Raw genomic sequence first — 22,656 nt, 5'->3', positions numbered from 1 at the left:
AAATGACCCTCAAGATTCAAACTTGCTTAACTTGGCAAAGGTCCACTAAATCTGCAAGCTACCGATGCGAATTAGGATAAAACCCGTTATTGTTGCCCACGTCTACGAGTACGATCAACACCGTCAAATTTTGTTAAGGATACGCTTCAGTGGCAAAACACGAGATGAATTTGAACCCTACCGTAAAAAAGTCCGGACTGTTTTTAAACTAGCCCTGCATGGTGATTTTGAGTATCTGGCAAATAGAGCATCGAGTGAACTGGAGAAAAGTGCTTCGAAGCTCAACTTTCCTTACCGCCTCCGACGAAGCTTTTTCCTTGGTCAATCCCAATTAGGGTCAGCGGCCTTTTCTCCTGAATCCAGCCCAAAGTTCATCTCAAGGTCCTTTAAACAGCATTCTTCGAAATATACCGGCGCCGTGATACTTGATGATTTTTCACTAGCCTGCTGGTCTGAAGAATTTAAAGTGATAGTACCTACTCCCGATAATTGGGAGATCGAGCTAGAAAATCAGAACGTGGACTTTCTGCTTGTAGAATCAGCACATTCGGGAAATCACGGCAGCTGGCGAAGTCGTTTGAATACGGCATCTGAAGCTGATCACGCAATCGCAAGATTGGTTCATTGGTGCAATGCTAGAAAGATTCCCACCGTCTTCTGGAACAAAGAAGACCCTGCACATTTTGATGACTTCATTACCACCGCGTCGCTGTTCGATTACATCTTCACCACCGATTCGGACATGGTTGAACGGTACCGTGAGATCGCGCCGGATGCTGTCGTAGGAGTCATGCCGTTTGCGGCTCAACCTGCAATTCATAACCCTGCTCGTAACCAGCCAAATATGCCAGGTATCCGGGATAAGCGTTGGCAACGTGGTGATATTGCTTTTGCGGGCACTTACTTCAATCACAAATATCCGGAGCGCCGCCAACAGCTCGATCTCCTCCTTGAGGCAGCTGCCACCGCGGCGTCAAAGAACGGGTTCAACTTCTGCATCTTCTCTCGGCTTGGAAACGTGGACAAACGATACCGTTTCCCGAAGCAGATGCGCCGATACATCGTAGGGAGCTTGCCACCGGAGCGAATGCTCTCCGCGAACAAGGAACACAAAGTGTTCTTGAACGTGAACTCAGTGGTCACTAGCCCTTCGATGTGTGCCCGGCGGTTGTTTGAGCTTCCAGCTAGTGGTGCCGCAGTCGTCACTACCCCGAGCCCAGCAACAACGAATTTTTTCTCTCCCGATGCTTTGGCAGAGGTGCAGTCTGTGGAAGAAGCTACTGCAACAATCACTACACTGATTAATTCTCCCGAGTACCGCGAAAAAATGGTACACCGTGCCCAACGAACCATTTGGAACGAACACTGCTACAGTCACCGAACAAAGCAGCTTTTCACTGCTATTGGGCTTCAAACCCCTTCTCGCTCGTCCGGCCTCGTATCAGTCATTTGTTCATCCAACCGGCCAGACAATATGCCACATTTATTGGGCCAGTTTGCAAGGCAGTCAATAGAAGAGCGAGAACTCATCCTCATAACACATGGCTATGAACTGAAGCAGGCGCAGCTAAACAAACTATGCCTCGACCTGGGCATCGACCCTTCCAAAGTGACAAAGTTGGAAGCGCCTCAAACTTGGTCGCTCGGTAACTGCTTGAATGCGGCAGTTTCTCAGTCGAGCGGAGACTTCATAGCTAAGTTCGACGACGACGACTATTATCTGCCGCACTACCTCGAGGACATGCACAATGCAGTGATGTACAGCGGGGCTGATCTCGTTGGGAAACAAGCAGCATATGCCTATGTAGAAGGATCAAATGCCCTTGTTCTACGTCGACCTAACCAAGAGCATCTGTGGACAAATTTCGTTGCAGGCCCAACGTTGTTCGGACCGCGCGAAACTTTTGAGCAACACCCATTTGAAGATAGAACCACCGGGGAGGATACCGCCTTTCTCAAATCGATACTCGCAGCCAATGGACACATCTACTCCGCAGACCGGTTTAACTTCATCCAGGTGCGTGGCAACAACCACACTTGGAAACTCTCCGATGCAGAGTTCATCGCCCAAGGTGAAGTTCGATCATTTGGTTTGAATGAAGCGCATGTAGAAGCCTAGGACTTCAACATTTGAATTATCCAGGTTTCTATCTGCTCAAGATTCTCAAGCACAGATTTTTGAATCGCAGCTTGCTGAGCTGATTCATCAGATTTGAACCGCGTGGTTTGCCTCAGCACCATCGTAATTTCTGATTCAAGCTCCTTGGTGGTGAGTGCAACTGGTCGCCCAGAGTCATAAGGCCAATCGCTATAGAACCCGCGCTCTTGAGTCTTGTACGCCTCTAAATCCGGTGCATACACAATCGATGGCTTACCAGTGAGCGCGTAGTCAAAGAAGATCGAAGAGTAGTCCGAAACTAGTAGATCTGCAATGGCAAGAAGCTCCTCCACACACGGGTAGGAGCTGACATTTTTCACGTTCTCGCCCTTTTTGTGCACTGCCTTCATATGATGGCCGCGAACAAGCACTACCGCATCATTATCTTTCGCAATCCTATCCGCTGGAAAAGCTAGATCCTCACTTAAATAACGCCATGTAGGAGCCCATAAAATCACTCGCTTGCCCGGAGGAATCCCCAGCTTCGCCTTGATGCTTGCTGTTTTTTGCATCGCCCGAGCTAGAGCAAGGTTCCTCGGGTACTCTCCTTTCAGTACCGGGCCTGTGTAGTACGCAGAACCTGCAATTCGTTGAGCTGCTTCATCGGACTGTGCAAGCAACAAGTCCCAGTCACTTGCCTGGCGCTTCATCAACCGCCTATATGAAAGACCAACAAAATTAGGGTGTGCGTCAAAGAGCAGCCGCTTGATAGGCCAACCATGCCACGTTTGCAACCAATACTGACCCGGTCGCTTCCGAAACCACAGTGGGAAGTTGTCGTTTCCGACAATAACTTTGGCTCGAGTAAGTTTGTCGTACCACGCATCACTGCCAGTGATCACAGGAATAGCGCCGTCGGGGACCACAACCCTGTCATCGCGTACGGACACCCAAATCGGAAAGTCAGAATTCATGGAAAGCAGGTATTCGCATATAGCGCCCGGATTATCGGCAGTGTTTTTCCCGCTGAATGATTCGAAGAATACTCCGGCCAACAATGGCTTAGTTTGTTCTGGAATGCCTTGATACGTTTCCCATGATGTTGAATGCGCAAGCGTAGTCGGAGGGAGAAAGTAGACCGCTGTAGTACCATTCTCGCGTGGTTCGATACGTATTGAGCGCACAGAACCATTCAGGAATGTGTTGCTTCTCAATTCGCCTGCTTCGATAGCGAAACGTGACGATCGATTTTTCGGTACGAGTGAAAACCTGAGAAAATATGCTCGATCCTGGGCATCTTGTACCTTGAAATGAGTCCTGAACTTTTGACGATTCCAAGTTGTCGTCCCTAGAAGTACATCGCGAGACGAGCGAAGCCAAATAGTGGGTTTTATTGAAGATGAAGTACACCGGCCTTCAACTATCAATACTCCATCATGCAGACTTGCAGAATCAGCAACGACTCGGATTAATTTCTGATCGATGTATGCATGCCCATCCGGCGTCGAGCGAATAACAGTGCCGGCAAAGTCATCTGCATTGTCTTCGGATATAGATACATACTCAGTAGTTCGCCTTCCGATCTGTAATGGCGTCCTTCTCGACCACCCCAACAGGGCACGACAACCGGTTGGTCTCAAATAACGTACAAAATCAGTCACTTCCGAACTAGCAGTCCCGAAGCCTGTGGTCGCCCCATGAAGCGCTAAAAGACTTGCACGCCACTTCTTAAGCAGCAGTGCATCAGGTTGTACTTGGCGACGACACAGTTCAAATCGTGGTCCTCCGGGTGCACGCTCAGACTGGACATACCACCGTTCTTGGTTTCCAACTGGTCCAGCGCCCCTTGTAGCTGGTTCTCTACTCTGCTTTACATAATCAATCGAAACAATTCCATTCCATCGGGCAACCACTACGATTCCAAGATGTTGGTGCTGCCGAAGATCTAGAGAAAACTCAAACGAATCGCGTTCCCGATCAAACCAAGGGTCTTGGGTTTCAGCATTGTTACGGGTATCGGCAGTTCGCCGAGTATCCAGCCGTATCGCTCCGTCCAAATCCTCAATCCGCGGAACGGGAGGTAACTCTCCTTTGTTTTCAAGCGCATAAATGGCAATCTCTGTTTCCGCGCTGTCAACACCCGCCATGAAAGCTCTGATCTGAACAGACACGTCGTATGGCCCTGTCCAGCGCAATTCTTGGACTACAGCATGTACCGGTACATCTATCGGTTCTGCCTGGAGCAATTCCTTAGGAAGACCCTCAATGTCTGGAGTACAAGATGAAAGTAATGCCCCATCTGGACCGAATGCATACCTGTGTTTGAGATCCAGACGCAAACCTAACTCTTCAATGACATCCGCATCCGTTCCGTGAGCCAAAGCCCAGAACAGTGTGCGCCGCTGTATGGGGATTCGACTAAACACTCCGGGAAAGTCCCGAGACCACCCATCCATCTCGCTGGTTAAGTTTCGCATGACTTCTCTGTACGGATCCCCAGGAGCTTTGTGTGGCAGATGAACAGCGAACAAATACATGTCCCGTGCGATAAACCGCTCCAACATGAACTCTAGGAGCTCACCAGGCGCTCCTAGCTGAAAAGCCTCAACCCACATTTGCCGAGTAACAATCGCTCTATCCTCAATATCTTGGAGAGAAGCCTTGGCGTTAGAGCGTGATGTACCTACTTCAGACATCCTCCACGAATACACATCCCGCTTCAGCACATCAAATGAAGTTGCTGCACAGATCGCTCGCAGCACTGGAGGTTGGTCCTCATAATTCACATCCTCGGGAATTGGTCCGACGCGTGTATTCCAGAAGTCGGTGCGGAAAATCTTGTTCCACAGCACTGGTTCCTCAAACACCTGAGGAAATGTTTTCGCAGTCACCCTTGGTAGGTCTTCTCGGTGCGTCGCCTCAACAATCTGGGGGCGCGAAACCGAGCTGCCCTTATGGCGGACGTACCCACCAAAGACAAAGTCACTTCCTGTTGTTTTCAACGAATCAAGCATTGAAGAGTACGCACCTGGAAGCACGACGTCATCAGCATCGGCGAAAGTGAGAAACTCTCCCTGTGCTTGCTGTATCGCGAGATTGCGAGCCGCACCGGGGCCCCGCCCTTCACCATCGATGATCTTGATCCGCTTGTCGAGCAGCGCAAGCGAATTCAAGATAGCTCTGGAAGCATCGGTCGATGCATCATCGACTACCAAGATTTCTAGTTCATCGATGCCCTGGGACTGAATTGAGTGCACCAAGGTTGCAATCCAGCGAGCAGCATTGTGACAAGGGATAACCACGCTGAGGATCGGAGCCTTTGCCGCCTTCGTATGCACCCAAGTACCCGCGTGGCGAGCTTGCTTCAGCCACGCGCGCGCATCATGCGCATACGAAAGCGCTGTCCGGATGTTTCCCAATCCCACTCGTGTTCTCCGCTACTTAAAAACAATGTTGGGGCTAGAATATCCCAACCGAACCTGTTCGATAACTTCGTCCGCGGCAGCGAAATCATTCGCCCCTTTCAGTGTGACCCACTCTTGGTACTTCGCCGAAACCCCCTCCACGTCACCATCAGCAATGATCTTTCCTTCGTGAATCCACACTCCCCGATCACACATTGTCTCCAGCTGTTTCGGTGAATGCGAAACAAGCAAGACGGTGCCGGCACTATCGATCAGTGACTGCATTTTGGCTTCTGCGCGTTGTGCGAACGCCGCATCGCCAGTAGAAAGTGTCTCATCAACGATGAGAATTTCGGGGTTCGTTGCAAGTCCAATCGAGAATCCAAGGCGTGCTCCCTGTCCAGAGGAATACGTGTTCATCGGACGGTCGATCGCATCTCCGATATCAGCAAGCTCGATGATCCCAGGGAATGCAGCCTCGGTTTCTTCAGGCGTCATCCCCATTGCAAGGCAGCCGATCCGAATGTTCTTTGCACCCGACAGGCGAGGCTGCAGCGCAGCACGCACGCCCATGAGCGTCGGTTGAGATTTCACACGTACTTCACCGCTCGACGGCCGCTCAGCCCCAGCGATGATCCGCATCATGGTCGACTTCCCAGAGCCGTTTTGGCCGAAGAACCCAACCGACTGACCTTCATACATCACGAGGTTGATGCCATCGAGTGCGCGAACTGTGTCCCAACCGAAACGCTTTTCCTCAGACTTCACTGGGTAGTCCATGGTGATGTTCTGAAGCACGATCGACGGAACCATCGCGCTGTCATTGCTATTTGACTGTGACATAGCGCTCTTCCGCCCTCCAGAAGAAAAGGAATCCAACCGCGAAGGTAGCAAACGACCATATAATGATCGGCCCCCAGAGATCCATCGACGGCACTTGACCATACATGACGCAATTGCGAGCGGCCATCAGGAACTGGTACCCAGGATTATTTTCCATGACTTCTTTCAGCACCGGTTGGTGGACAAAACGTTCAACGGAGAAGAACACACCGGAACTGTAGAACCAGAAACGCTGACCCAGGCGGAAGATAATTTCTGCGTCCGGATAAAAGGCGGTGACACGTGCAACGATGAACATGATGCCCGTACCGAAAATGTGCGCCAGGAAGAAAAGCGGAATGAGAAAGATGATCGTCCAGTGCAGCGGCTCATGGATCTGCGTTAGCAAGGTAAAGACCGTCGCAACTCCCACAGGTAGCATCGTCGAATAGAAAAGCCGCAAGCTCTGCGAAAACACCAGCGCCGCACGTGGAAACATGAACGACTTGATCAGATTCTGCTGCTTCTTCACCAAATCATTACCGTCAGTGATGTATTTCTGGAAAATCTGGAAAACCGTGACCCCAAGCACCACATACCCAGGGAAATTCTGAATACCGTTACTCGTGCGAATGATTAAACCGAAAATTACGGCGTACATCATCGCATCAATCAACGGCGAAATGATAAGCCAGACTTTGCCCATCCAGACGTCACGCGGCGTGCGAAACGCCTTCGCGGTGGCATCTGCGTGCAGGAAGTAGCGTCGCTGCCAGATCTCAGCAATGTACTGCCCGATAGGCGGCCGCGCTGAGAGCTTTTTCAACGACGACGTATCTACAACGACAGTGTTGGAAGGCTGGTGATTCTCTTCGTCACTGTTCGTATCAAGACTCATCAACAATCCTTCCACTGGCGGTGCAACAACTCTCCGTCATTCAAAGCCTAACTGTTACAGCTTAGTAAGCACGCAGTAGCAACGCTATTTTGTTCACTACCTGTATAGCGCGGCGTATTCCTGCGCTACAGCGGACCACGCCCTCGTTCGCGCCCATAATGTACGCCTTTCGTCATGTTCGAGGCTTGCCGCGACGCGGATTCCCTCCGCCAACGACATCGTATTCTCCGGTTCCACGTACGTTTCTATGCCACCTGTTACTTCGCGGAGCGCGGGTAGATCAGAAGCAACAACAGGAATGTCGAGTGCTTGTGCCATCACCGATTTAATAGGAGTCACGTTCCTACACACGACAGTGTCCTTGCGCGGCACTACGAATACGTCGAGCGCCCCGTACCATTTGTGAATGCTGCTCGCAGGCTGTCGGCCGACGAAACGCACTCGCTGTTCAATGCCTAGCGCTTGAGCCTGTTCCTTCAGCCGCTCCAGCGCTACCCCATCTCCCACTACGACACCAAAGAAAGACTCATCGAGCTTTGTGAGTGCCTCGAGGAAGTACTCCAGGCCTTCGTAGTCGACAACTGCGGTGATGGCTCCCACAAGCGTCTTGCCCTCGGGAAGGCGTAGCTCCCGGCGTAGTTCAAGCTTCGAATCGCGGCGCTGGAACGCGTCATCGGGCACACCGTTCGGCGCAACCACAATCTTTTCAGCACTAATTCCGCGCTCAATCAGAGACCGTTTTGTAATCTCGCTCAGTACCACCACTGCAGCTGCCTGACGAGCCGCCTCGAGTTCCTGGCGGTGTGCCGCTTGATAGTACTCAGATTGCTTCGCAGTCTCGCGTTTGTCCGTTGGTTGCTTTGAAAGCCATGTTTGTTCCGGTGCGCCCCGCATCTCGTACACCCACGGGATGCCGAGCCGTTTTGCTGCGCGACTGACGATCAAGGCATTTTCAAATCCCGTCGTAGTGTGCAGTGCTTCAGCACCGAACTTCCCTGCATACCGTACTAGCTGTCTTACAGCTCGGTCTTGCTGTGTAAAAAAGGAGTTCGATGGCCACAAGGGCAGCATCCGAAAATAATCAATGCCATCGACACACTCACATTCATCCGTAGCAAGCTTGCCGACAACATTTGGATAGCCATACCGCGTCGCAGCTGCTACCTGAATGCCCGCGGACTGCATACATTCCAGCACAGCGTGGCTTCGCAGCGAATATCCCGCGCTCGTGTGCGGCAACGAGTTTGTGAGGTAGTGAAAAACACGTTTCGCTCCGTGCAGCGGCAAAGATCGTTCAATGTCCTGGTACAGCTTCGCCCGCTCAAACTCATAACGTTGGCGTGTCAGCCGGTGACGCCGACTGCCTGCGAGCACGTCAATGGCTTCCGAAAAATTACCAGATTCGAAGGCACGCCGAGCAGCCTTCGCGGTGTCTTGTAGATCATCGTCCTGGTTCGAAAGCACACGACGCTGCAGCGCAGGACCCACGAACTGAACATGTTTGAGTCGCTGCGCCACGTTGCGCGCAAACGCATCAGCGTCAGTTCTGCACTGCTGCGCGATAAATCCCGCAGTAAATACGACCTGGCGCAGATACACACCTTTGAACAATGATTTCACGGTACTGCCTTAGTTCGAGAGGGCGTCGAGAAACTTCTGTAGCGCAGCTGGACTCGCAACGTCTCGTTCGTGAACCACCCACTGAGCCGCAGTACTCGGGACTTCCAATTGCTCCCGATTATGAGCCAGCCGTACCCAGAGTTGTGCCAGCGCCTGTGGGTCTTCCGCGGGCACTGTATGCCCTGCGTGCAACTGTTCAATCAAGCGCGCAGGTTCACCCTCCACTGCCCCACTGATATGAATCCCAGCTTCCATAAGCTCGTATGTTTTCGAAGGCACTGCACGCTGTAGTGGCGCCCAATCAGCAAGATGCACCAGGGCAGTATCAGCCCAGGCGTAGTACTGCTCGAGCGCATCTGCTGAGGTTCTAGGCAAAATTTCGATATCGGCGTCGAGTTCCCGTGCTTGGTTTTGTAGAGCTTCTTTGGTCACCCCAGCACCGATAAGCTTCAAGTGCACATCAACGCCTTGTCGGTGGGCTAATTCTGCTGCCTCGATCGCATTGCCAAGTTTCTGGGCTCGACCTAACGTGCCGGCGTACAACACATTGAGATACGGGCGGTCGCTCTGCACATGATGCACATGGGTTGCATGTTCCCTTGAATATGCGCTTTTGACTGGAAACACATTTCGCACGGTACAAACGTTCACCGGAACGCCTGCGCCTCTGCGAGCTAGCTTTGTCTGGAGCTGTTCCCCCAAATCATCGGCGGTAACAATCACACCGGCGGCGTTGCGCAGCGACTTTTTCAGCAGGTGCGAAACGAGCGCGATCACAACCTGCTTTGGCCCCTTACCAAAGATTCGTTCCCGCCACGAAGATTCACCCAGTCCAGAGTTCCAGTCATTCGAGTACTTCAACAAGTCCGGCCAGGCATCCCGCAAATCAATCACGTACAGCACCCCAAGCAACTTCGCAGCAAGCGGAGTAATAAAAGCAGTAGGCAGCGCCGGAACCGTGCCGATGACGAGATCAGGCGTCGCCTCCTCCGCCTTATAGCGCTGTTTGGCGACTTTCAGCAGCGTCGAGAGCGCAACAAATCCTTGGTTCAAAGCCTTCGCTGTCAGCCCGGAGCCACCAGTTAGATACTGTGTCCGAAAGATCCGCTCCCCCGATGGACCCCACTCGACTTTGTTCACCCCCCGAATGCGGCGCCGAGTGCGCACTCTTGCATCCTTGGCGCGTTCCGCCCAATCATTCACGCGATTGTAATGCGGCGGTGGCGCGATGACACTGACGGAATGCCCCTGCTCGTGCAGCATCTCAGTGAGCCACGTCCACCTCCGCTGTGGGACCCCATTTTCTGGCGCCCAATAATGCGATAGCACCAAAATACGAGCCAACTTCATTCCCTTCTCACAGAGTGCACCAACAGTCATCGCAATATCGGCGTGTGCCTTGGCATCCAGGATAACGGTTAGCTTTCTTAAAACCTTAATTGTGGCAGTACTGAAGCAAGATCGTAATCCTCTGTACTATGGCACCCATGATTCAATTCGTTGTCGGAGCAGCCGCCGGGTACGTGTTCGGCACGAAAGCCGGGCGCAAGCGCTATCACCAGATTGTCAACGCCACGCAGAAAGCGGTGAACTCGCCGGTGGCCAAACAGGTGGTGACCTCCACCCGTAAGGCCATTGCGAACAAGATTGATCCGGAACCCCGCATGCGCGAGATCAAAGACTTACGCGGTAAGCGGGGGCACCAAGACCAAATCCTGGAACCGGACGAGGACTAGCGTTTACTTGCGTTAAAGTTACTATTTGTGGCTTACCAACGAGGCCACGATGCCGTCGAGGATGTCTTTCTCACTGATCACAATCGAGTCAAGACCAGTGAGATCCTCGGCGGCTTTTAATATTTCCTCGACGACGGCGGTGCCAGCGGGGATGACGTCGGCACGCCCGGGGTGGATCACCGGGTGGTCCTTGCGTTCCTGCACGCTCAACGCCTGGATCTCCGCGATGGTGGCGCGCAAGTCTTGGAAGGTGAGCCGTGAGAGGTGGATGCGCGTTGGGTCGTACTCGGGAAGGCGCTGGGTGAGGGCGGAGAGCGTCGTAAAGGTGCCGGCGCAGCCGACGATCGTGCGTGCCTTCGCCATGTTGACCACCGCTGCCGCGTGCTGGACCTGCTCGCGCGCGTAATCGCGGGCCGCGCGCAGCTCCTCGGGTGCTGGCGGATCCGAGCACAAGAAACGCTCCGTGAGGCGCACACATCCCATCTGGGTGGAGATGCGGCCCTCGATGGTGTCGCCGTTGCCCACAACGAACTCGGTAGAGCCGCCGCCTAAGTCGATGACGCAGAAGGGGCCGTCGTCGGCAGGAAGGTCCATCGTGGCACCGATGAAGGAAAGCTGGGCTTCCTCCTCCCCCGTGATCACCTCCGCCTGTGCGCCGGGCTGGATCTGGCTGAGCAGCTCGCGGGTCATGTCGAAGAAGACGTCACGGTTGGAAGCGTCGCGAGTCGCGGAGGTGGCGACCATGCGCACACGCTGCGCACCCTCGGCGAGCATGCGCTCAGTGTAGGTGGCGAGCGCCTTGCGGGTGCGCTCAATCGCCTCCGGGTTAAACGCGCCCGTCTCGTCCACGCCCTGCCCCAAGCGCACGATGATGTTGTCGCGGCAGACCTCCTCGAACGTGTTCGTCTCGGGGCCGAAACGGGTGATCAGGAGGCGAATGGAGTTCGTGCCGCAGTCGACCGCGGCGAGTGTTACCGGCTGGCTCATGCGAGGCGCTCCCCCGCCTCCGCGAGCGTGATGCCGAGGTCTTCGAGCGTCGGCCAGTCGGCAGGGATCGCGGTGCCGCGCAGGTTGCCGTGCTCAGCAGCGAGCGCCACAGCCTCCGTACCGAAACGGAAGTGCTCCGGGCCCTCCGCCAACGCGTACGCAATCAGCACGTGCAGGCACTTCACGCGATCCGGCATGCCGCCGCCAGAGAAGTCCGTACCCAAATCCTCAATCTCGTTGCGCTTCGCCAAAAAGTACTCGTGGGCACGGCGGTAATCCTTCTGCAAGTCCTCGTCCTCGGCCAGGCGGGCCTCCATCCACTTCATCACCTGAGCGCCCTCCAAACGCGAAGCCTCGGCCGTGAGACGGCGGTCCGTCAGATAGTAGAGCGTGGGGAACGGAGTGCCGTCGTCAAGCTTGGGTGCAGTCTTGACCACCGCAGGCTGGCCATCCGGCGTGCGGTAGGAAATTTCCAGCACACCGCGAGGCGCGCGGCCGAGCTGCTCCTGAATGATATTGAGATCCTCTTGAGTCGGTTGCATGAGCAACATTGTTCCACACGAGGTGGGCGGTGGTGGAACGGTGCGGTGGGATGGGTTAAGGCTTCAGCTGCTTCTTGCACAATCAGTCATGGAGCATTGCCTAACTGGCTAAGGTTGCGTAGAATGTGTATCACAGCACCAACCCGAGAAGGATACAGCTGGGTTCCCGAATGGGAGTAGGGTCAAACGACCTGAGAATTCCTTTGCTCCAAGGGTTGGTGTTTTACTTTTCGAAGGCGATTTGCGGCTCAGTTATTTTGTATTAATTTTCCTTCTTAACTGATCAAGACAGTGACCAGGGTCTTTTTCAACTTGATGCGCGATAAATTCGACTGCTGCCTCGGAATATATCCAATTGCTCGTTTTCTCTCCCGCAGTCTTACGGTCGTAGGAGAAGCGCTCATCGCCTTTCATCTCGTACGCTTTGGTAAAGAGCTGGAAAGCATACGTAGTAAACTTCTCTTTCACTGAACCATTGAAGCAAAAAGTAATGCCTCTTTTCTTTAACAAAGAATCGATCTTTTTAGTCGCGTTACCAGCAGTATAAGGATAAAAGCTAACGGCATCTTTCACATCCTTGACGATGGCGATGCCATGCTCCGATCCGTTTTGAATGTAAACATTCAAATCTGCATCATTCTTCTTTTTAACCAGCCTCAACGAGGTCTCGTAAGTCGCCGCGATCCTCTGATTTCCTTCAGCCCCGATAGCATCCGCAACATCTTTCCGCCGGGCAAGTAGTTCCTGCGCAACTGCAGCGTCATACTTTGTCCGAATAACGTCAGGAACGATTGCACCTCTTCTCATTGCCAAGGCCAACCGATTGTCTGGGATGAGCTCGCTTACCGAACGGTTATGCAATTCCCAAAGCTTGTCCGCATAGTTTTCCACGCACGACTGCAAGAAGGGCCCATAAAACAAGTCGTACTCGTCTGTAATGAAGTGCGTGTTCGTATTACGAAACTCCATCACATTCTTCATGTTTACCCGAAGAGGATCCTTCTCATTCGTAAAAACCCTCTTCAAACAATCGGAAAGAGCAAGAGTCCTACTAGGATCATCTTTGAAGTAAATTGAATCAATGCCCCACTTTCTGATCATGTGAGCTTTCAGCATCAGCTCCCAAGCATTGCACAACAAAATCGAACAACTTTCCGCACCGTATTTTAAGCTCGGTCGATTGTACAGTTCGACAGCAAGAACAAACGCCTCCTCACTCTTATCCAGCAAGCGGGTAATTGTCTGCTCGTTTCCTTCATCGATACACATATCACCAAAGTTTACTCGAATCGATGCGCAAAGACGTTCTAATATCGATCCCTTTGGTTTCGCTGCGCACCCTGTCCTGCCTGCGCTTTCTAAAACCTAATCCCCGATCAGCTGAAATTTGCTTCCTAAGTACTCTGCCTCCCTGCTAGCCCAATCGCTTTTCTTCACCAAGTTCTCAAAGGACTTATACGAGGCAGCACCAAGAAGCCGCGCAGCATCTCTCTCAGGAATTTGTCCGGACTTTGCGGCAAAGGTGATCGTCTCAAAGAATCGTCCGCCGACTCGAGACCGAACGAGAACATGGAACGAAGGACCGCCGCCGCCCTCTTGTGTGGCTTTCTTTTCTTTCCTGACACGGACCAATCGCATAACTTCGTCGAACTCTTGTTGCTCGATCAGGAAAATATCTTTCAAGCGCAACAGCATCGCTTCCCTACTGATGCCAAACACGCTTGCCAGAGACGTGACGTTGTCGAGCAAAGAACACTTCTTGTTGTACCGTTCCTTCACTGCAGTCTCTGGGGCGATGAATGCCGCTGCAAACTCGTTACACCAGCGCTCTACCCGCAGGTGGTCGCTGTGGTCAGAAATACCAGCCTTCGCCAAAGCAACATGACCCAACTCGTGGGCGAGACTGAAGAGCTGCGCAGTTTTAGCGTCACTTGTATTCACAAACACCAGGCAGTATTCCCCATCAATCAGGGTGAATCCACGGAACTCATCAATACTCAGATGACGTTGAGTAGAGTTTCCAACAATGGCATTCCGGGATACTAGAATCCCTGTATCTTCCATGTGGTGCGTTAGTGTCGTAACTTTTTCTGGCCCAGCAATAGGAGAAGTCTCATCAAGATCCAGAGCGATGCGAGCCTGGCGAGCGGCCAGGACGGGACTGGTGGAATCTTGGGCAGAGCGCAGAATTTCAGGACCGGGAATTCCAACTTCCTCTGCGTAATCCGCGTACCACCCCAAGCGCGCCTCGGCGGAGTGAATAACTTCCTGCAGGTCAGGACTCAACCCATCGAGACGCTCATTTCTGACAGTACGAAAATCAGGTAAATCAGTCTCTTCGCCAGAAGGCGCCTGTAGAAGGAGCCGTCCAAATGGGATACGAGCTTTCTTCGCTAGCTCTTCCGCTTGGTTGAGCGTCGGACGCTCCTCCCCTGAGCGCCAATCGTTTACCTTGGGAAACGTGGCACGGAGCTTTTCGTCACTGAGTCCCGTACGTCGCAGTGCCCAGTCCAATACGGACGGCTCAATATCAATACGCAGAACCCCCATCGCTTCCCTCCTTTCAACCTTGGTAATGCAAACGGCACAACAGAATTGAGAATACTTTAACTTGCCTGGTTAAACGTTAAAACCCAAGGACCCAGCCGAAGAACTCAGTGAGCTTCGAGCGCTTCTTTCTCTTCGGAAGCGTGAGGTAATCAACCAGCCACTGCTCCTCTCGTTGTCGCAAGCCGTTGGGTTGGTTTCAGGCTACACAGTTCTGGTTCTTGATTGCGCTTGTTGGACCCCAGCGTGGGCGTAAAAAGCGTGTGCTAGATGTCGTGCGATGCAGGTCGCGCTGTTTGCCCCGGGCTTGGTGATTTTCGGCGACCAGCGTCGCACTCCATTAATCACACGCTGCTAATAGCACGCTGCTAATCGGTCGACGGGAGCGCTCGGGGTGGCGTCGGTGGAAGCCTGGTGATTCTCCAAATGGGAGTAAAAGGATTGGAATAATCCAGGTGGGAGCGCGCAAAAAGTGGATTGCAGTAATCCTGTTGCTACCTTTTAGCTTCGGGCTACTGCGCTTCAGGCGCCGCAGGTGCTTCCGCGGGCGCTTCGGGAGCAGGCGATTCTGCCGGGGCGGGCGATTCTTCAGGAGCGTCAGCGGGGACGTCCTCGGGGACCTCGCGTAGGGAATCCCAGAGGAATACGGCCCAGCCGCGGTCGTCCGGGGTCTCGTCGGAGGTGATGGTGGTGCCGTGGGTCATGCGGGGGTCGATGACTCGCCAGGCGGACTCGCCGGGCTCCATCACGCCGAGGCGGCGGCGGGCGACCTGGTTGAGATACTCGGGGTCCTCGTACTTCGCGATTTCGCGTTCAAGGTCCGCCTGGCGGCGCTCCAAGTGCTCGATATTTGCCTGGGCGCGCGCGATCTCGTTGCGGCCCTCGTAGAAATTACGAAGTGGGGCTGCTACTGCCACGAGTACGGCGATGAGCACGATGATGAGCAGGGCGAGCGTCGCTAAGTTGGGGGCGGCGAAGCGCGACTCCCTGTTTGCCTTCTGCTCGGCGAGCTGCTGCTTGCGCTGCTCGCGGGACGCCACGGGCACAGTGCGAGCCAGCCGCTTCCTGCGGCGCTTCGCTGTGTGCTTGTCTTGGGGCGTGCCAGTGCTCATAGTGCTCATTAGTGTACAGCAGGGAAAAACACGACACCCCCTGCCACGCGCGAGCGCGCGATGGGCAGGGGGTGTGTACGAATCAAGCGATTACTTGAAGCGTGGGAATGCGGAACGACCAGCGTAAACAGCGGCGTCGCCGAGCTCCTGCTCGATGCGCAGCAGCTGGTTGTACTTAGCAACGCGCTCGGAACGAGCCGGTGCACCAGTCTTGATCTGGCCGCAGCCCAGAGCCACTGCGAGGTCCGCAATGGTGGTGTCCTCGGTCTCGCCGGAGCGGTGGGACATCATGGTGCGGTAGCCAGCGCGGTGAGCCATGTCCACAGCGTCGAAGGTCTCGGTCAGGGTACCGATCTGGTTGACCTTCACCAGCAGTGCGTTCGCAGCGTGCTCCTTGATGCCGCGTGCGAGGCGCTCAGGGTTGGTGACGAAGAAGTCGTCGCCAACAATCTGGACCTTGTCGCCGATGGTCTTGGTCAGGTTTGCGTAGCCCTCCCAGTCATCTTCCTGCAGTGGGTCCTCGATGGAGACGATTGGGTACTCAGCGATGAGCTCCTCGTAGACCTTGGCCATCTCCTCAGCGGTGTGCTCGCCGCCCTCGAACTTGTACACGCCGTCCTCGAAGAACTCGGAGGAAGCAACGTCGAGAGCCAGTGCGACGTCCTCGCCAGGCTTGAAACCAGCCTTCTCGATGGCCTCAACGATCAGGTCAAGCGCTGCGCGGGTGGAGTCGACGGAAGGAGCGAAGCCGCCCTCGTCACCAAGGCCGGTGGACAGGCCCTTCGCGTTAATAACGGACTTCAGGGAGTGGTAGACCTCTGCACCCATGCGCAGAGCCTCAGCGAAGGACTCAGCGCTCAGCGGAGCAATCATGAACTCCTGGACGTCAACGCCGGAGTCAGCGTGCTCGCCACCGTTGACGATGTTCATCATCGGAACAGGCAGGATGTGAGCGTTCGGGCCGCCAATGTAGCGGTACAGCGGCAGACCAGCGGACTCAGCAGCAGCCTTCGCCGCAGCGATGGACACGCCCAGGATTGCGTTCGCGCCCAGGCGGGACTTGTTGTCCGTGCCGTCAAGCTTGATCATTGCCTGGTCGAGCAGACGCTGATCGTCAGCTTCGATGCCAGCCAGAGCGTCAGCGATCTCCTCGTTGACGTTCTTGACAGCCTTCTGAACACCCTTGCCGCCGTAGCGATCGCCACCGTCACGCAGCTCGTGTGCCTCGTGCGCACCAGTGGACGCACCGGAAGGAACACCCGCAATGCCGTGCGCACCATCGTCGAGGAAAACCTCAGCCTCAACGGTTGGGTTACCGCGAGAGTCCAAAATTTCACGAGCAAAGACGTGCATAATATCAGCCACTACAGTTCATCTCCTTGAGATTGGCCAAACCAAATTTCCTTTACCGATTGTTCCAGATCGCGCCAAAAAATGCTTGTTGGCGTTCGTCACACTCGCGCTTTGCCTGCATTTCCGTGTAACGATAGGCCCCCAACCACGCCATTTAAGGTCACACCATTTGAAATGTGATCTTGGTCAAACTTTTTGCCCATGCCCGGTTTTGCCCACTTTTGTGGCTTTTGTCGACGTTTCGCGTCGAGTTACCGGGAGGCCCTCTGGGTGAGCGCGTAGTTCGCGGCGGCATCGCGAACGTTGTCAAGATACTCGCGCGAGCGGTTATATGTCAGCACCGCGTCCGACCACCCCTCCGCCGTGGACAGGTCACGTCCGTTCGCACAGAGGAGGTTCGCGGCGCTCAGGGCGGCGTCGTCAATTTGCTGCGGGTTTGCTACCCCATCGCCGTCGGCGTCGCGGCCATAGATCGCCCACGAGCCGGGGATAAACTGCATCGGCCCCACCGCACGGTCGAACTCGGTATCGCTGTCGAGGGCGCCGCCGTCCGTGTCCGTAATGAGCGCGAAGTTGCCCGTGCCGTCGAGCGCCGGGCCGATAATCGGCGGCTGGGCCACCCCGTTTTCGCCGAGGCGGCGAGCGTCGAACTTCTTGCCCGTGTAGGTGCCGTGGCGGGTCTCCACCCAACCGATGCCGGCGAGCGTATTCCACTGCAGATTGCAGGCAGGCCAGGCCTCCGCCGCGATCAAGGCGGCGTTGCCGTAAGCACGCACTGCCTGCGGGTCCACCCCGATTTCCTCCGCAATAGGGGCAGCCCACGCGTGGAGTTCGTTGGCGGTTCGGCCGGGCGCGTGGACGTCAATAGCAGGTGGTGGCGTGGCAGCGGCCGGGGGTACGTCTTCCGGGACGGGTTGGCGCTGCACGAACTGCTCGGGGCCGCCAAGCGCGCTGAGCAGGAAGGCCACCAACGCAACAACCATCACCACCGCGCCGACAACGACAAGCAGCGCCACACACCCACACCCGCGCGCACGCCTGCCGGGACGGCCAGAAAACGTCATGGCAGAAGATCCTACACTACCCCCGTAATCCCCAATTTTCACTTGCGTCACACCAGTAACAGGTATGGTGTATCCCGTTCTGTTTTTCAAGCACCTATTTACAACCTGAAAGTGAGCACCCTATGCGCATTTCCACCCGTATCGCAGCCATCGGCGTCGCAGCCCTGACCGGCCTGGCAGGCCTCGCAGCACCAGCAGCACAGGCACAGGACGCCACCTCGCTCCTGCAGCTGGTCAACGGCAACGTCAAGACCATGAACTGCAACACCCTGCGCGTCACCCTCAACGGCACCGGCGTCGCCGGCAAGGACACCACCCGCCAGCAGCTGGTCAACAACCTCAATGGCAAGATCGGCGACTCCATTGCCCTTCGCGTCATGTCCGGCGGCACCGTCCAGGCAGTTGCGGACCGTGCGCTGGAGTGCGGCATCGTGAAGCCGGACCCAGTACAGGACTGGGCGAAGCTCCTTGGCAGCTCCCAGACCAACATCCCGCCGCAGCTGCAGCAGCTGTCCTCCAACCTGGACCTGGGCCAGCTCCTGGCACGCTAGGTATTAGGCGCTCGCCCCGTTGCTTGCGCACCACATTCCCGTTTTTCTTCGCCGACTTTTGCGTTTCCCCAGGTCACGTAAAGCACGGGAGGGAATGTGGTGTCAGTCCAAGCAGCACGCGCACCACATTCCACGATTCCGATCGGCGAGCGCGGCAAAAGCCCAGGTCGGACAAAACCTGTGAGGGAATGTGGTGCGCACCCCCGCTAGCGCACAATCCCAAGAAGCCCCCCCTACTCCACCACCAACTTGATCACGTCGGTGGGGCCTTCGTCGCCCGCGAACTCGACGGGCTGGACGGTGGGGGTAATCGGGGCGTTCACATCGACGGGATCGCCGGTGGTGACGCCGGGGCAGGCGTCGATAATTGAGGGGTCGAACCACTCGATGGCGGGCTTTCGATCATCGCTGAAGATGACGCCGATGCCGCTCCAGGTCTCCCAGCGTTGTGAGTCGTCGTTGATGCTGTAGACATCGTCGGGGTCGAAGCCCAGGGCCTCAGCCTGCGCCTTGTCTGTGTATGGGCAGAAGAGATAGGCGCGCTCGGCGTGCTCGCCGGCAACCTGCGACACCGTAAACGGTGTGCCCTCCTGCGCTGCGGCTGCGAATCCCAGGTCCGTCGACTTCTCTGTCGAACACCCGGCTAGCGCCACACAGCCGAGGGCAAGTCCAGCAAGAACCGTTGTACGCGCCTTCATGATGGTCTCCTATCCTTGGCGGGCGTGCTCGCGTAGTGCGAATTCTACCGCGTCGAGTGGGAGGTCGGGGGCGTGCTCGTCGCGCCCGGCCTTGATGGCTGCCAGGTAGGTGCCGTATTCGTCGGCGGACCAGTCGCTGGTTACGTCCAGGCCGGCGCCCTTCGCGCGGTTGGAGCAGATGATGAGCGGCTTCTCGTCGGCGGCCTCCTGCGGGCCGGCCAGGAAATAGATCAGGCCGGAGGCGAACTTCGCAGGCAGGCCCGTGGCAACGACGGCCTCGTACTGCTGGACCGGCGTGAGCTCACCGGAGCCGACCTTGCGCAGCGCCTGCAGCAGCGCGTTCGCCTTGCCCTTGTTGCGCAGGAACTGCTGCAGCTTCAGCTGCGCCTGCGCGTTCTTGCCGCCCTGGAATGCGAAGGACGCACCCAGAAAGTCGATGATCTGGTCGCGGGCGAACTCGGAATCCACGACGTCCTGCGCGAAGGCGAAGACTTCGCGGCGGGTCAGGGTCGCGGTGGCGTCGTCGCGGAAGGGTGGGACGCGGCGCAGGTTATGCGGCCAGCCGGTCTTCCAGCGGATCGGGGAAAAGCTGACGGTTTCTTGCGCGACGGCCTCCGCGGTTGGGGAAACGGCCTTGATGGCTTCTGCAATCTGGTTTGTCATGCGGACTATTGTTACACACTATGACCATCCTCGTGCTTGACCCTCGTTGGCCCGACATGCTGCCCGTTTCAGTTGCGCAGCGCATCCGCGGACCAGTGGAGTTCACCATGGAAGTGCCCGTCTCCGTGCGTTGGGACCTTGCCGACGCCCCCGACGGCCCCTCCCCCTGGCTGCTCACCACGAACGAGGAGGACGAGCTCGTGCGCGACCGCATCGCGAAGGGCGAGCACGTCGAGCGGGTGCCTTCGCTCGAGGACCCCGTCCACCAGGCAGTATCCGTCATGCACGCGGCGCGCACCCGCGGGCAGTGGGAGCGCTCCATGACACACGAAACGTTGCTGCCCTACCTCCACGAGGAAACCGAGGAGCTCGCCGCCGCCATCACCGACAACGAGGGCGACGAAGCCCTGCGCAACGAACTTTCCGACGTCCTGTTGCAAGTCCTTTTCCACGCCGAAATCGCGGCAGAGCGCGGCGCGTTCGGGTTCGCGGAGGTGGCGCAGGGGTTCGTCGATAAGATGAAGGCGCGCTCCCCCTACCTTTTCGACGGCAGCACCGGCACCATCGACGCCGAAACCCAAGACCGCCTGTGGCAGGAGGCCAAAGCCAAAGGCAACTAGCCTTGCGGCCCGTAGGCCCCGCCGCGCAGGGCGCGGTCGTTGAGCTCGCGGCGCGCCTGCTCCAACGCCACCAAGTCGGAAAACAGCGCGTTGTAGGCGGCCTCGTCGTCGGAGGGGCGCATGCGCTGCAACTGCGCTTTCAGCAGCGCAATCTGATCCCCCACGCGTGTCTCCTGCAGGCGTGAGAGCACCGAGTCCACGTAACGGTCAATATCGTCCGGGTGCATCGGCTCAACAGCCAACTCGGACACGAAGTTGCGGCCCACCAGGTCCAGCATCTCCTGCGCCACCTTCGCCAAAAACTGCGGTCCCACATGCGCGCCGGTCACACCACCAGCCTTCTCGATCGCGTCACGCACCTGGCGATACGCCGGGTTGGTAAACGCCTCCGGCGAAATACCCTCAAAGTAGCTACCGGCCTTCTCCGGGTACTGCAACGCAATCTTGAGCGCCTCGCGCTGCGGCCACAGCAGCGGATCCTGCGGGTTCGGCGGCACCAACGCGGGCGGCTGGCCCGGCGCGGCCTGCTGCTGGTTGCGCTGTGGTTTCTGCCAGGTGCGCTGCTGCTTCTTCGGCCGACGCGCCTCCTCGCGGACCTGCTGGAGCACCTCGTCCGGGTTCGGCCAGCCCACCCAGCCGGCGAGCCTGCGTGCGTACTCCGTCTGCAGCACCTTGTCGCTGATACCGGCAACGACGGGAACGGTGCGTCGCAACGCCTGCAGGCGCCCCTCCGCCGTGTCTAGCGAATAGTCCTTCAGCAGGGACTCGATCACGAACTCAAAAATCGGGATTCTCGACGCCACCAAGTCCCGCAACGCGGAATCCCCACGCTCAAGGCGCAGGTCACAAGGGTCCAGGCCGTCGGGGGCGACCGCCACAAACGACTGCCCCGAAAACTGCTGATCCCCCTGGAACGCGCGCATCGCCGCCTTCTGGCCGGCCTCGTCGCCGTCGAACGTGTAAATCAGCTCGCCGCGGAAATAGTTGTCATCCAACATGAGGCGGCGGATCACCGCCATGTGATCCTTACCGAACGCCGTACCACACGACGCCACCGCCGTCTTCACCCCCGCAGCGTGCATCGCCATCACGTCCGTGTAGCCCTCCACCACCACCGTCTGGTGATCCGTAGCAATGTGCTTCTTGGCCAAATCCAGCCCGAAGAGCACCTTCGACTTGTGGTACAACATCGTGTCCGCAGTGTTCATGTACTTACCCATCGGGTCATCATCAAAGAGCTTGCGGGCCCCAAACCCGATCACGTTGCCGGCCACGTCCTTAATCGGCCAAATCAAACGGCGCCGAAACTTATCAATCGGCCCACGACGCCCCATACTCGAAATCCCGGCGTCCTGGAGCTCCTGGGCGTCGAAACCCTTGCGAAGCAAGTGCTTCGTCAACGTATCCCAACCATCCGGGGCGTACCCGCACTCGAAGTGATAAATCAGCTCCTTCGAAAACCCACGCTCCAGCAAAAAATTCCTACCGACCTCCGCCTCCGGAGTCTCCAACTGCTCACGGTAAAACTCGTGGGCCGCCTTATTCGCCGCCAACAAGCGCGCCCGAGTCCCCGGCTTCACATCACGCCCACCAGTCGTCCCGCCCTGGTAGTTAATGTGGTAGCCAATCTCCTGAGCAACCGCCTCCACCGCCTCCGGGAAGGACATCTGCTCCATCTCCATCAGGAAGGAAAAGACGTCCCCGCCCTTGCCCGTGGAAAAGCAGTGGTAGTACCCGCGCGCCGGCCGGACGTGGAAAGACGGCGTCTTCTCATCCTTAAACGGGCTCAAGCCCTTCAGCGAGTCATACCCAGCCGGTTTGAGCTGCACGTACTCGCCAACGATGTCCTCGATCGCCGCCCGCTCACGAATAGCCTCAATGTCACTATCCGGAATTCTGCCCCTATCCATACGCACATCGTAGCGCCTGTGCCACAATGAC

Annotated in this window: 19 protein-coding genes; 4 read left to right on the top strand and 15 right to left on the bottom strand. The window is 56.4% G+C overall.

Annotated elements, in window-relative coordinates:
- Nucleotides 1-64 precede the first annotated feature (64 nt).
- Entirely contained in the window at nt 65-2,119 is a 2,055-nt protein-coding gene (locus BJP05_RS02980; RefSeq protein WP_084028555.1) for a glycosyltransferase, read from the top strand.
- Here the strand turns inward: BJP05_RS02980 and BJP05_RS10925 are convergent.
- The 5 genes from BJP05_RS10925 to BJP05_RS02955 form a co-directional block, all read right to left on the bottom strand.
- The gene (locus tag BJP05_RS10925; protein ID WP_168156171.1) at nt 2,116-5,436 is read right to left on the bottom strand and encodes a CDP-glycerol glycerophosphotransferase family protein; all 3,321 of its coding nucleotides are present in this window, start codon (nt 5,434-5,436) and stop codon (nt 2,116-2,118) included. The two genes, BJP05_RS02980 and BJP05_RS10925, sit on opposite strands and share 4 nt — an antisense overlap.
- Before the next feature lie 99 nt (nt 5,437-5,535).
- Nucleotides 5,536-6,345 (bottom strand): ABC transporter ATP-binding protein, encoded by an 810-nt coding sequence (locus BJP05_RS02970; protein ID WP_168156170.1) that lies wholly within the window; start codon nt 6,343-6,345, stop codon nt 5,536-5,538.
- On the bottom strand, nt 6,329-7,222 hold the full coding sequence (locus BJP05_RS02965; protein WP_070362115.1) for an ABC transporter permease: 894 nt from the start codon (nt 7,220-7,222) through the stop codon (nt 6,329-6,331). Before BJP05_RS02965 ends, BJP05_RS02970 begins: the two co-directional genes overlap by 17 nt.
- Nucleotides 7,223-7,318: 96 nt before the next feature.
- The gene (locus BJP05_RS02960; RefSeq protein ID WP_145945239.1) at nt 7,319-8,842 is read right to left on the bottom strand and encodes a glycosyltransferase family 4 protein; all 1,524 of its coding nucleotides are present in this window, start codon (nt 8,840-8,842) and stop codon (nt 7,319-7,321) included.
- A gap of 9 nt (nt 8,843-8,851) precedes the next feature.
- A complete protein-coding gene (locus tag BJP05_RS02955) occupies nt 8,852-10,192 on the bottom strand; it encodes a glycosyltransferase family 4 protein (RefSeq protein ID WP_070362113.1) in 1,341 nt (446 codons plus the stop codon).
- Nucleotides 10,193-10,329: 137 nt separating this feature from the next.
- On the opposite strand from BJP05_RS02955, the gene BJP05_RS02950 reads away from it, so the two are divergent.
- A complete protein-coding gene (locus BJP05_RS02950; RefSeq protein ID WP_070363455.1) occupies nt 10,330-10,578 on the top strand; it encodes a hypothetical protein in 249 nt (82 codons plus the stop codon).
- Between the two features lie 21 nt (nt 10,579-10,599).
- On the opposite strand, the gene BJP05_RS02945 is transcribed toward BJP05_RS02950, so the two are convergent.
- From BJP05_RS02945 to BJP05_RS02915, 7 genes are all read right to left on the bottom strand, one after another.
- A complete protein-coding gene (locus tag BJP05_RS02945) occupies nt 10,600-11,565 on the bottom strand; it encodes a Ppx/GppA phosphatase family protein (RefSeq protein WP_070362112.1) in 966 nt (321 codons plus the stop codon).
- On the bottom strand, nt 11,562-12,107 hold the full coding sequence (locus BJP05_RS02940; protein WP_070363454.1) for a DUF501 domain-containing protein: 546 nt from the start codon (nt 12,105-12,107) through the stop codon (nt 11,562-11,564). The genes BJP05_RS02945 and BJP05_RS02940 overlap by 4 nt, the downstream gene beginning before the upstream one ends.
- A 252-nt stretch (nt 12,108-12,359) precedes the next feature.
- Nucleotides 12,360-13,376 (bottom strand): DUF3644 domain-containing protein, encoded by a 1,017-nt coding sequence (locus BJP05_RS02935; protein ID WP_070362111.1) that lies wholly within the window; start codon nt 13,374-13,376, stop codon nt 12,360-12,362.
- Nucleotides 13,377-13,472: 96 nt separating this feature from the next.
- Nucleotides 13,473-14,657, bottom strand: a complete 1,185-nt coding sequence (locus BJP05_RS02930) for an ImmA/IrrE family metallo-endopeptidase (protein WP_070362110.1) — start codon at nt 14,655-14,657, stop codon at nt 13,473-13,475.
- Nucleotides 14,658-15,166: 509 nt separating this feature from the next.
- The gene (locus BJP05_RS02925; protein WP_070362109.1) at nt 15,167-15,766 is read right to left on the bottom strand and encodes a septum formation initiator family protein; all 600 of its coding nucleotides are present in this window, start codon (nt 15,764-15,766) and stop codon (nt 15,167-15,169) included.
- A 90-nt stretch (nt 15,767-15,856) separates the two neighbouring features.
- Entirely contained in the window at nt 15,857-17,131 is a 1,275-nt protein-coding gene (eno, locus tag BJP05_RS02920) for a phosphopyruvate hydratase (RefSeq protein ID WP_070362108.1), read from the bottom strand.
- A gap of 239 nt (nt 17,132-17,370) precedes the next feature.
- Nucleotides 17,371-18,183 (bottom strand): lytic transglycosylase domain-containing protein, encoded by an 813-nt coding sequence (locus BJP05_RS02915; RefSeq protein WP_070362107.1) that lies wholly within the window; start codon nt 18,181-18,183, stop codon nt 17,371-17,373.
- 122 nt (nt 18,184-18,305) lie between these two features.
- Between BJP05_RS02915 and BJP05_RS02910 the strand changes: the two genes are divergently transcribed.
- A complete protein-coding gene (locus BJP05_RS02910) occupies nt 18,306-18,734 on the top strand; it encodes a hypothetical protein (RefSeq protein WP_070362106.1) in 429 nt (142 codons plus the stop codon).
- Between the two features lie 233 nt (nt 18,735-18,967).
- On the opposite strand, the gene BJP05_RS02905 is transcribed toward BJP05_RS02910, so the two are convergent.
- A complete protein-coding gene (locus tag BJP05_RS02905) occupies nt 18,968-19,432 on the bottom strand; it encodes a hypothetical protein (RefSeq protein WP_070362105.1) in 465 nt (154 codons plus the stop codon).
- A gap of 9 nt (nt 19,433-19,441) precedes the next feature.
- Nucleotides 19,442-20,095, bottom strand: coding sequence for a hypothetical protein (locus BJP05_RS02900; RefSeq protein WP_070362104.1), 654 nt, complete (start codon nt 20,093-20,095; stop codon nt 19,442-19,444).
- 20 nt (nt 20,096-20,115) lie between these two features.
- Here BJP05_RS02900 and BJP05_RS02895 point away from each other — a divergent pair, with 20 nt between their 5' ends.
- Nucleotides 20,116-20,715 (top strand): MazG nucleotide pyrophosphohydrolase domain-containing protein, encoded by a 600-nt coding sequence (locus BJP05_RS02895; RefSeq protein WP_070362103.1) that lies wholly within the window; start codon nt 20,116-20,118, stop codon nt 20,713-20,715.
- Here the strand turns inward: BJP05_RS02895 and dnaG are convergent.
- Nucleotides 20,712-22,625, bottom strand: coding sequence for a DNA primase (gene dnaG, locus BJP05_RS02890; RefSeq protein ID WP_070362102.1), 1,914 nt, complete (start codon nt 22,623-22,625; stop codon nt 20,712-20,714). The genes BJP05_RS02895 and dnaG overlap by 4 nt on opposite strands.
- Nucleotides 22,626-22,656: the final 31 nt, after the last annotated feature.

Source organism: Corynebacterium sp. NML98-0116 (genome assembly GCF_001767255.1).
Taxonomy (GTDB): Bacteria; Actinomycetota; Actinomycetes; order Mycobacteriales; family Mycobacteriaceae; genus Corynebacterium; species Corynebacterium pseudogenitalium.
This window is presented reverse-complemented; position numbering and strand designations above follow the sequence as displayed.

Excerpts from the sequence above, each read along its gene's own strand:
- BJP05_RS02980 (WP_084028555.1), top strand. The coding sequence starts at position 65 with ATGCGAATTAGGATAAAACCCGTTATTGTTGCCCACGTCTACGAGTAC.
- BJP05_RS02970 (WP_168156170.1), bottom strand. The coding sequence starts at position 6,345 with ATGTCACAGTCAAATAGCAATGACAGCGCGATGGTTCCGTCGATCGTG.
- BJP05_RS02965 (WP_070362115.1), bottom strand. The coding sequence starts at position 7,222 with ATGAGTCTTGATACGAACAGTGACGAAGAGAATCACCAGCCTTCCAAC.
- BJP05_RS02955 (WP_070362113.1), bottom strand. The coding sequence starts at position 10,192 with ATGAAGTTGGCTCGTATTTTGGTGCTATCGCATTATTGGGCGCCAGAA.
- BJP05_RS02950 (WP_070363455.1), top strand. The coding sequence starts at position 10,330 with ATGATTCAATTCGTTGTCGGAGCAGCCGCCGGGTACGTGTTCGGCACG.
- BJP05_RS02945 (WP_070362112.1), bottom strand. The coding sequence starts at position 11,565 with ATGAGCCAGCCGGTAACACTCGCCGCGGTCGACTGCGGCACGAACTCC.
- BJP05_RS02940 (WP_070363454.1), bottom strand. The coding sequence starts at position 12,107 with ATGCAACCGACTCAAGAGGATCTCAATATCATTCAGGAGCAGCTCGGC.
- BJP05_RS02935 (WP_070362111.1), bottom strand. The coding sequence starts at position 13,376 with ATGTGTATCGATGAAGGAAACGAGCAGACAATTACCCGCTTGCTGGAT.
- BJP05_RS02930 (WP_070362110.1), bottom strand. The coding sequence starts at position 14,657 with ATGGGGGTTCTGCGTATTGATATTGAGCCGTCCGTATTGGACTGGGCA.
- BJP05_RS02925 (WP_070362109.1), bottom strand. The coding sequence starts at position 15,766 with ATGAGCACTGGCACGCCCCAAGACAAGCACACAGCGAAGCGCCGCAGG.
- BJP05_RS02915 (WP_070362107.1), bottom strand. The coding sequence starts at position 18,183 with ATGACGTTTTCTGGCCGTCCCGGCAGGCGTGCGCGCGGGTGTGGGTGT.
- BJP05_RS02910 (WP_070362106.1), top strand. The coding sequence starts at position 18,306 with ATGCGCATTTCCACCCGTATCGCAGCCATCGGCGTCGCAGCCCTGACC.
- BJP05_RS02905 (WP_070362105.1), bottom strand. The coding sequence starts at position 19,432 with ATGAAGGCGCGTACAACGGTTCTTGCTGGACTTGCCCTCGGCTGTGTG.
- BJP05_RS02900 (WP_070362104.1), bottom strand. The coding sequence starts at position 20,095 with ATGACAAACCAGATTGCAGAAGCCATCAAGGCCGTTTCCCCAACCGCG.
- BJP05_RS02895 (WP_070362103.1), top strand. The coding sequence starts at position 20,116 with ATGACCATCCTCGTGCTTGACCCTCGTTGGCCCGACATGCTGCCCGTT.
- dnaG (WP_070362102.1), bottom strand. The coding sequence starts at position 22,625 with ATGGATAGGGGCAGAATTCCGGATAGTGACATTGAGGCTATTCGTGAG.